This window comes from Bacillus sp. JJ1562, assembly GCF_036962705.1.
GTDB lineage: Bacteria > Bacillota > Bacilli > Bacillales > Bacillaceae_L > Ferdinandcohnia.
The window spans coordinates 1-8969 of record NZ_JBALOQ010000029.1 but is presented as its reverse complement, the minus strand read 5'-3'; the positions used below and the strand labels follow the sequence as shown (position 1 = coordinate 8969).

Annotated in this window: 7 protein-coding genes; all 7 read left to right on the top strand. The window is 32.0% G+C overall.

Going from position 1 to position 8969, the window contains the following annotated elements; genetic code table 11:
• The first annotated feature begins 89 nt into the window (after window positions 1-89).
• The 7 genes from V7097_RS18110 (at window position 90) to V7097_RS18080 (ending at window position 8753) form a co-directional block, all read left to right on the top strand.
• Window positions 90-311: a hypothetical protein gene (locus V7097_RS18110; protein WP_335705045.1), complete on the top strand. Its 222-nt coding sequence runs from the start codon at window positions 90-92 to the stop codon at window positions 309-311.
• A gap of 350 nt (window positions 312-661) precedes the next feature.
• On the top strand, window positions 662-2128 hold the full coding sequence (locus tag V7097_RS18105) for an ABC-three component system protein (RefSeq protein ID WP_335705044.1): 1467 nt from the start codon (window positions 662-664) through the stop codon (window positions 2126-2128).
• A complete protein-coding gene (locus V7097_RS18100; protein WP_335705043.1) occupies window positions 2125-2823 on the top strand; it encodes an ABC-three component system middle component 1 in 699 nt (232 codons plus the stop codon). The genes V7097_RS18105 and V7097_RS18100 overlap by 4 nt, the downstream gene beginning before the upstream one ends.
• Complete coding sequence (locus V7097_RS18095; protein WP_335705042.1) at window positions 2823-5207, top strand: ATP-binding protein; 2385 nt, start codon at window positions 2823-2825, stop codon at window positions 5205-5207. Before V7097_RS18100 ends, V7097_RS18095 begins: the two co-directional genes overlap by 1 nt.
• A gap of 561 nt (window positions 5208-5768) precedes the next feature.
• Window positions 5769-7043 carry an IS110 family transposase gene (locus tag V7097_RS18090; protein ID WP_335705041.1) on the top strand — a complete coding sequence of 425 codons (1275 nt, stop codon included), beginning with the start codon at window positions 5769-5771 and terminating at the stop codon, window positions 7041-7043.
• Between the two features lie 514 nt (window positions 7044-7557).
• On the top strand, window positions 7558-7947 hold the full coding sequence (locus tag V7097_RS18085) for a VOC family protein (protein ID WP_335705040.1): 390 nt from the start codon (window positions 7558-7560) through the stop codon (window positions 7945-7947).
• Window positions 7948-8339: 392 nt separating this feature from the next.
• Window positions 8340-8753, top strand: a complete 414-nt coding sequence (locus V7097_RS18080) for a hypothetical protein (RefSeq protein ID WP_335705039.1) — start codon at window positions 8340-8342, stop codon at window positions 8751-8753.
• The last annotated feature ends 216 nt before the right edge of the window (window positions 8754-8969 follow it).

Genomic DNA, 8969 nt, shown 5'->3' with positions numbered 1-8969 from the left:
TTTTTGTTGAAGTTATTGTACTAACGAAGCAGTAGAGTTTAATAAGGGAATAGGCTTTTTGGTAATAAAAATGTATGGGGAGGGGTTATATGTTTTTACTTTTATCAATAATTTTAAGTGCTATTTTAGGGTACATCTTATTGATGATGGGACCACTTGTTGGTGGTATTGTTGCTTTTGGAATTGTAGTAGGTTGTATTTTTAGAGGTTTGTACTTACTAAATGATATTCATAAAAGAATTTCAAATATATCGCCCAAAATAGATAAAGTTCAAAAAGCATATAAAGAATATTTAGAAGAAGAAAAGTAAAAAACTTATTTAATTAACGGGTGCTTTAACACAATAAGGAACAAAATTTAAAAGCCAAAAATATGCAAGTTTTTATTCACTACCTGCGTATTTTGGTTTTTTCAAATTTCATAAAATATACTCCTATTACAATCACTTTTTTAATGCCAAATACAAAGCTTGTATACAATGGTGTATTTCTTTAGTGAAAAAGCAAAGTTTAATAATAATTTGTAAACATTTAGCAAAATTTGAAGAAAATTGTCTTGAAAACTAGTAAAATAGACTTGTAACAAACTGACCACTAAGTGTCGTCTTCCACACACTTTTAAAATAATGTTTTTATTTTAATGAGAGTTGGTGAAAAAAATATGAGCATGAGCATCACTGAAAAAACTAAAAAATATTCTACGGATGCAAGTCCCAGTTGGAATGGTTATAACCATCAAGGAAAAGTAGGTATTTTTGTTGTTTTGAAATTGATAAATGAATTGAAGATAGACTATGATACCTGTGCAATTTATGAATTAGAGTTGGAGTGGTTGGAAGATTTCTCTATATTAAAAAATGGAGAATATATTGCTTTACACCAAGTCAAAACTTATAAAGAAACTATGCCTAGTAAATATAAAGAAGCGATATGGCTTCTACTTGCTAAAACAATTGATATCCCCAAAATTAAAAATACATATTTACATACAACTGTTCCTATAAGTAACATAGACAATCTTCGGGAAAGTATACTTGCTTATAAAATCTCTGAAAAAGTTGAAACTGAAGTAGATAATGAGGGTCAAGAAAAGAAAAAATCCAAAAATTATTGGACTCCCAAGCAATGTAAAGATCATGTACTGAATTCAGGACGGTATGAGGAGGCATTTGATAAATTCTCTCTTTTTTCCTACGGACAAAGCTGCTTACATTGTAGTATGGATGAAATTGAAGAAAAGATTAAGTTTCAAATAAAGACTCTTTATAAAGGAGTGGTAACTGAACAACAACTGGATCGTACATATCTCCATTTACTTGGACTGTTGGACAGACATATTCGAGAACGGCATCGAGACATACAAATTGGTAAAAAGGATCAAAAAGTACCTATTTCCTTTCAGGAAATTTTAAAAGTCGTTCAAAAAAATTATGAACTTCTGAGTAGGGAGTACTGTATTTATCTACTTAGACATGAATTCAACAATATAACTAATCAGTATATAGAAGATCTCGAAGAGGAGTATCAATATTCAGATGATAATGTTAATAAAGAAAATCTCAATCGTCTTATTAATGCGGTTTTAGAACTTGATGATGAGAGCTTTTTTAAATTTTGTATGAAAATAACTCCTCATCATCCTGTTAACGATGATAATCCAGAGTCACTTCTAGAAGCTTTAAGAAATTACATTCCGGAAACGCATATGACAGAGGGTTATTTAGAGATTTTGAAACAAATACAACATAAAATTGATTCTATAAAACATATGTTCTTTCAAAAAGGAGAAGACTCACAAAATATTTCATATCTTCCTACTACGATTATAGAATCAAATAGTAAGCCGAAAGTTGGAAGAATGGTAGACAAAATACTACAAAATTCAATTTTGGTTGAGGAATCTTTGCATGAAGTTGATGTAATGATAACTAAAAGTATTAACCTACAAAGTTTAAAACCGGAAAAAATAAATAGTGATTTACCTGAAGTTGACGGAGAGCCATTATCTTATAATCATAGTCTTAATAGAATAAAGATTGACCATAAAGATTATCACAATAGAATAGTGAAAATAAAAAAAATCCGTATGATCGATTTAAAAACTGCTAAAAGGGAGTTAGATAAATGACATCTATTATTCAACGCATTTTTAGGGATCATAGTTTTGACATACTTGCTAATACACCCTTTCTAAGTGGTGAAAGAGATTTTTTTGCTGTAAACCTTCAGGAAAATGCAATTAACTTCTACCTAGTTATGTTTCTTGACGAAATTACAAATGATTTTCTTGATGAACAGGTTCCTAATTTTTTCTACGGAATAAAAAGCCTGGAAACAGGATATGACGAGAGAATGGATAAAAACCTATCACTTTTAATTTGTCTGAAACGTAAGAAAGAATTAAGCAATGAAGAGAGAAGTCAGGAAGTTTTTCAAGTAGAGGAGGATCCATATTTCTTTAAAAAATATGTACTTACATACACTGAAGAACAATCTCATATATTAGAGGAATTGTTTAAGAGGGATAAAACTAAGAATTCTCAGCAAATAATTAATGAAGTAATCAATAATAAGGATGCATTTATAGAGCTAAAAAATGACCCAAAGAAACGAAGCCTCTACAATTTATGTTCAAAATTAATGATTAAAATCCCCTTTCTGATATTAGAACGTGGAAAGGAACAGATGGAGGACTTGAAAGAGACAATTCAAACTGAATTAAGAAAAGCTGGATTAATAAACTACACAACGAGTTTACTTCAACTAGAAAGTACGGAAAATATAGAAAATATAATTCGGGTATTTGGTGGAGATGAGGAATAATGGCATATAGGATTAGAAGGATATTAATTGAAAACTTTAAATCTATTGACCATAAGATAATAGACTTTACCAACAAGGATTTAATTGTATTCGATGGGCCTAACGGTTTCGGAAAAACAACTATATTTGATGCAATTGAATTAGTATTATGTGGCCAGGTTTCACGTGTTACAAATACATCTGACGGAAGGATGGGGTATAGTGATTTGCTCTTTAGCAAGGATACGAGCAAAGATACTATAATTAAAATTGAATTTGAAAATGGAAAAAAGAGATTTACAGTAATTAAAAAATTTGATGCAAGTAGGAAGCTAAAACCATTAGACCGTAAGCCGGATAATTGGGGTTTGTTTGATACATATTTGACGGAGAACTTAGAAGATCCGCTAAAATCCCAAAATCCCAAAAGTGCAGAAGAAGTATATACTAAATTAGAAATAAATGATTTTAATCGCTATTTTAGTTTATTTTATTATATCCAACAAGAAGAGAATACATTTTTCTTGAAGAAGAATGGTAAAGAACGTATGAATGTTATCTCTCAACTTTTTGATACAGAAAGGGAACAAGCAGAACAAGATAAGTTAGAGAAAATAAAGAGTGATTTAGAGCGGGAGAGAAAGAAGATTAATGGAGAGGGAGGAATCCTACCGAATAAGGTAAAATTGTTAAATGGTCTAACATTAGGACTCCAAAATATGGACACAAGTAAACTCGTTGAAGTAGGATACTTTCAATTATTACCTGATCTTCCTGAACCAAAAGAGTGGGATAAACAAGTCGTTTCAGTTCAACAAGATACAAGAAACTTATTCCTAAACGAATTAAGACAACTTTACGATTTTAGAAAACATTTTGATGAGTTTTTGAAGGCGCAATTGAACAAATCTTTACAATCACGTGCTGAGAATGTTCCATTGTTACAGGATACAATTATTGTTGCAAATTTTTTAAATATATTTGGAGAAATCAAAGTAAAGAAAGATAAAGAAAAAAAACTTCGCACCTTTAGAACATTACTAACTAAAGAACAAGTTAATAAAAATTTCACTTCTTTACCTTTAAAAGATTTGAAGAAATGGATTGATCAAGAGGTAGATATCAAGGCGATAACAGAAAAAATAAGTGTCTTAACTGGATATAAGAACAATGCAAGTGAACTATCCGCAATTGTACAGGAAATTAATTCAACAAGGGAAACATTAACTCTGCATTTTGCCAAGGTGAATATATATACAACTGAAGATGGATCGACTTGTCCTCTTTGTGGTCAAGATTGGAAAACTCATAACAAATTAGTTGAGAGTATAGAATTAAAGGGGGAACAATTCCGGAAATATTATGACTTATCAATTAATAAATTTGAAAATGAATTCAACTTATTTTACATCCAGTATATTGAACCAATTATTAATTGGATAGATAAATATTTGATAGATGAAAGAAATATAGTTGATGAAAATTTCTATAATCAGTTAAAAGAAAGCTATAAACGGAAACAGAATGTGCAAACATTTATGGAATGGTGTCAATTAAACAGTATGGATATACAAACCTTTCTTAATAGAAAACAAAAGTGTGTTCAGGATGTAGAATCAAAGGTGGAGGAATTTTCTGTATTCCTTATAAATAAAAAACATATTGTTAAAAATGGTTATACTGAGTTTGATGAAAGGACTAATAGATTTGAATCTATATTCCAGGATTTATTTGATTCCTCTGAGGAGCAAGTTTGGGACATCACGTTAGAACAAATTCACCAAAAAGCCCAATATATTGATTTTCAATATTATCATCGTAGTTCTGAAACTATTAAAAATTTGGAGATTGAAATCAGCCAATTAAATATAAGATTGAAAAAAGTAGAAAGTGGTATTGGGAAACTTAAGGAAATAATAAAAATATATGACCAACGTATTGGTCAACATTGGCAACGGATAATGCGTGACATTGAGATTCCATTCTACATATATAGCGGAAAACTGCTTCAAGATTACCAAAGGGGTCTAGGGCTTTTTATTCAAGAAAGTGAAGGAGATGGAGTTAAAAGTATTAAATTTGTTGCTAGTTCAAAATCCGACCATGATGCAGTTAACTATCTCTCCTCGGGACAAGTTTCAGCTCTAGTAATAGCTTTTACATTAGCTTTAAACAAAGTTTATGGAAATAATTCTATGGATATTTTACTAATTGATGATCCTGTACAGACAATGGATGAGATAAACATGGCATCCTTTGTTGAGTTATTAAGGAATGACTTTAGGCACAAGCAAATCTTCCTTTCTACACATGAGGAGGATGTTTCCCGTTTTATACGGTATAAATTCAAGAAGTACGGATTGGATGTATTAAAATATAATGTTAAAGATAAATTCTATGTTTAGAATGCTGCATATATTTTTTTGAACTCTTTTGCTGGACTGAAATTTATCGTCCATCCTAAATCGTTAATTATTATTATAATTTTGCTTTGTAGAGAGGTTTTCCTCTTCATCAGCCAATTATGAAGATATTATCAATCACAGCAAGTAACCCTTATGAGTTTCCAACTTTTTTTGTCGTTAGATAGAGTGTGGGAATAAACTGAGTTTCCAACTTTGTTTTAATTCCAAATAAATAACAAAGTTAAATAGTCTAATTAAATCAATAATTTTAGTTTCCAACTTTTTTTGTTTTTAACAGCAAAATGTTTTATCGAAAAAAAGTTGTTTGTTTGATAAAAAAGTTATTTACTTAATATTAATGTTATTTACTCTAGTTCTTTAAGGTTTCCTTAAAGAACTTTTTTTATTTAAATTAATTGTGAAATGTTACACTTAAACTAACGGGGCAGGTTAGCATTCCTGTAGATCGTTAAATTTCAGGTTTGAAAAAAATAAAGCCCCTCAGTAAGATATGAGTATAGACACCACTCTAACTCAGTCTCTTAAGGAGGAAGCCCTACTATGAATTTTAAAATGCAAGATAAACAAAATCAACTAATAGAAAGAATTTCCGATAAACATTTAATTGTTGGTGTGGATATTGCTCAACAGTTTCATGTTGCACGAGCTATAAATTACCGTGGAATTATTGTCGGAGATCCCCTTACATTTGAAAATAGTGAAGTTGGTTTCAAAAGGTTATTAAATTGGATTCAAAGTTTACAAAAAATGAAGGATTTAAATGCAGCTATTGTAGGTATGGAACCTACTGGTCACTATTGGAAGAATATCTCCAAATGGCTTATTGAACAGAAAATTGAGGTAGTAACAGTAAATCCCCACCTAGTTAAAAGGAATAAAGAGAATCGTGATAACACTCAATCAAAGAGTGACAAAAAAGACGCTCTTGTGATCGGCGATATGGTGAAAAACGGCTATTATTCAATTATCAGTCCATCCTCAGAGTCCTTTGAAAAGCTAAGAGTTTTAATCTCAAATCGAGATGTGATTGTAAAACGACTTGTAAGCTCTGCCAATCAGATACATAGATGGGTAGATATTGTCTTCCCAGAACTAAGGCAAGTGTTTAAAGATATAACGTGTAAAGGAGCAATCGCAACCCTTCGATTATTTCCAACCCCTACTGAAATAGCTACAATGGAACCCTTAGATGTCATGAGGGGATGGAAGTCATTAATGCAGCGACAACCTGGTCCTAAAAAGGCTCAACTACTGATTCAACTAGCAAAATCATCGATAGGAACAGTACAAGCACTAGATGCGTATAAATTTCACTTAGAACAATTATTAGAAGAATATGACCTTGCCATAAACCAACTCGATAGAGTTGAACAACAAATTAAAGAAGTTCTCTACAAAATACCTTTCGCAAAGAAACTGCTTATGATTAAAGGAATCAGTGAGATATCATTGGCTGGTATTTTAGGAGAGGCAGGAGACCTAAGTGGTTTCTCTCATGGGAACTCTCTATTACGTCATGCAGGGCTGCATTTAGCTGAAGCAAGCTCAGGAAAATGGAAGGGACAAATTGTAATCTCCAAAAGAGGAAGATCTAGGCTACGGCGTTTCCTTTACCTAGCAACCATGAGCCTTGTGATGAACAACCCTGAGTTTAAAGCGATCCATGCACATAATGTAAAGGGCAAGAAAATGAAAAAAATGAAATCAATTATGAAGTTAGTAGGTAAACTAGCAAGAATATTTGTAGGTATAGCTAAACGAAATGAATCTTACTGTCCAAATAAGCTAAAAGAAACGATGCCATTTGCAGCTTAGAATATTAATTAAAATCTTTAAAAAATAGTTTATCTTAATTTTGAATGTTGTCTTATTCGTAGGAATTCAAAAATGTACGGAGTACCAGGTTTCTTAAACAAAAGGGCATTAAGACCCATCAGGTTAGCATAACTGGCCTCCACCCCTTGGATAGGCATGACGAAGGAATGAAAGGGCGTTTGACCCGTTGAGACATGGGAGGGAAAGCCTCTAGGGGCGGCGTGGAGATGTACATTATATGGTAAAATATGGAGTATTAGCTAACTCCTTTATTTAACTATGCCTTCACGTAGCCATAATGATCTGAACTCATTTCTATTACCTATACATCTGTTTTAAAGGGTTATGAAATCCTGCGAATAAGTGAGCATTCAAGAGATATTCGTATCAAACTGAGGGAGTTTAAGAAGAATTGGTTATTTGTCGAAATTATTTTTTAAAATAATAGAGGCAAATAGTAGAAAATATAGAATTCTAAAGTGTATTAAATGATTTATTAAAGGGAGATGTTTTTATGACTGAACCTGTCTACAGAACACCAATTAAAAACCGAATCGGTGGTGTGTTTGTTCCAGTTCGTAACCTAGAGAAAGCAAAAGAATGGTACAGAAAAATACTTGGTTTGGAAGGAGGAGAAGAATTTTTTGGGCATATATTCGTGGCACCCATGGAAGGTACAGCTGGATTAGTTTTAGATGTCATGCCAAAGTGGAGAAAAGAAGATGGTGATATTTCGACTTACCAAGTACCATCAATTCAGTTTTTAACGGATGATATTCAAGCTTCATATCAATTTATGAAAGAAAATAATGTTGAACTTGTTACAGAGATTCAGGATAATTTTTATTTTGTGTTCAAAGATCCAGATGGCAATTTATTAATGATTTGTAAAGAAGGATCTTAAAGATTGTGAACGGTTGTATTTAAGCTAACGGGTGCGTTGATCCAAGAAGGATTAAGGTACTTTTTTGTTAAATTTATTGAACTAAGAGGGTGGTTTGTTTAAAAACCACTATATATTTTTGAAGTATCTCTGCTAATAAGAGATGCTTTTTTATTTCATCATAAAAGTAGGGATATTGGCAAAACGACAAAGATATACCTGAACATAATAATAATTTATTGTAAAACGATAAATTATGTATTAATATTATAATAACGATAAATAAGTAAGGTGCTTCTTTATGGAACGAGGAAAAACTCTCGTTTTTATGTCAGCAGTTATTTTATTGGGATTGTAGCACTTACCTTAGAGTAGCCCAGAAGGTTTTTATGACAACTATGGGGGGGAAAAAGATGAAGCGAACAATAAGAGCAAGGATATTGGGCATTTATGATTTGTTTTTGGCGACAGGCGCGATTTGGATAGGTATGCAGATGGTAAGTTCAAGCTATGGAATTTTCGCTGAGGAATATCCAGATAGCTGGTCCTCTACGCTTCCTTTTGATAGTTGGGTGGTACCTGGGATCCTAGCGATTGTCATTTTCGGACTAGGTAATATCACGGCGGCGGTATGTAGTTTTAAAAATATGAATAACAGTTCGTGGTATGCATCTGCCATTATGGGAGCTGTTTTCTTCATTGGATTGAACTTTCAGCGAATTATTGTAGGTGAAACGTATATCGTGACGAATCCGTTTTTAGCCTTGAGTATTATTCAGTTATGTCTAAGTGGATACCTGTTTTTTGGTTATAGAAAAGGTCTCTAATTGTGCCCAAAAAATAAAATCGCATGTTTTTCACAAACGGGTTTCTTTAATAAGAAGTCGTCTTTTTGCTTGGACAACACATTTTGGGATTGAGTTTTTTGAGGTGTAAAAAAGATTGTGAAGAAATGTACTTAAAGTAACGGGTAGCAATAGTTGAAGATCAGAGCTGTCATAAGGGCAGCTTTTTTTCTTGTTGTACTAAAGGAGCAGTTTAGT

What these genes read in the sequence shown, in the direction of transcription:
- V7097_RS18110 (WP_335705045.1), top strand. Translation starts at nt 90, where the DNA reads ATGTTTTTACTTTTATCAATAATTTTAAGTGCTATTTTAGGGTACATC.
- V7097_RS18105 (WP_335705044.1), top strand. Translation starts at nt 662, where the DNA reads ATGAGCATGAGCATCACTGAAAAAACTAAAAAATATTCTACGGATGCA.
- V7097_RS18100 (WP_335705043.1), top strand. Translation starts at nt 2,125, where the DNA reads ATGACATCTATTATTCAACGCATTTTTAGGGATCATAGTTTTGACATA.
- V7097_RS18095 (WP_335705042.1), top strand. Translation starts at nt 2,823, where the DNA reads ATGGCATATAGGATTAGAAGGATATTAATTGAAAACTTTAAATCTATT.
- V7097_RS18090 (WP_335705041.1), top strand. Translation starts at nt 5,769, where the DNA reads ATGAATTTTAAAATGCAAGATAAACAAAATCAACTAATAGAAAGAATT.
- V7097_RS18085 (WP_335705040.1), top strand. Translation starts at nt 7,558, where the DNA reads ATGACTGAACCTGTCTACAGAACACCAATTAAAAACCGAATCGGTGGT.
- V7097_RS18080 (WP_335705039.1), top strand. Translation starts at nt 8,340, where the DNA reads ATGAAGCGAACAATAAGAGCAAGGATATTGGGCATTTATGATTTGTTT.